Source organism: Bradyrhizobium sp. NBAIM08 (genome assembly GCF_020193935.1).
GTDB classification, from domain to species: domain Bacteria; phylum Pseudomonadota; class Alphaproteobacteria; order Rhizobiales; family Xanthobacteraceae; genus Bradyrhizobium; species Bradyrhizobium yuanmingense.
This window is the reverse complement of sequence record NZ_JADYVR010001297.1, coordinates 1-385: the sequence shown is the minus strand read 5'-3', so window position 1 is coordinate 385 and position 385 is coordinate 1. Positions and strand designations below refer to the sequence as shown.

The 385-nt window shown below is 68.1% G+C and carries 1 pseudogene; it reads left to right on the top strand.

Annotated elements, in window-relative coordinates:
- A pseudogene (locus I6F37_RS44610) lies at window positions 1-329 on the top strand (hypothetical protein); the annotation flags it as partial.
- Window positions 330-385 lie beyond the last annotated feature (56 nt).

Here is a 385-nt window from a genome sequence, read left to right as displayed (position 1 = left end):
CGCTGGCGGCGATCACCGAAGGCCAGGTCGAACTGGTCACCGACCGAAACCAGAAGCTCGCCCGGATGCAGCCGGCGCTGGCGTCCGACAACCAGGGCCGTACCGTGATCCGGGGCTCGGTGACGCTGGATTACCGGACGACCGACCGCGTCGTGGTGCTCAATCTGCCGGGTCAACCCCAGCGCCTGTTCAAGCTGCGACTGGCGGCCAACCCCGGCCATTCCGATCAGTTCGGGCCGTGGCATCTGGTCGATCGCGTCGCCGCGCCCGGCGGCGAAGCGGCGCGCGAGCTGAACGACGCCTTCGCGATCCGCTACCGGGTGCTGTAGCCGGCCGTCAGGCCACCCTGATGGTCTGCAGGAAGTTTTCAACCTCGGTACTGAGG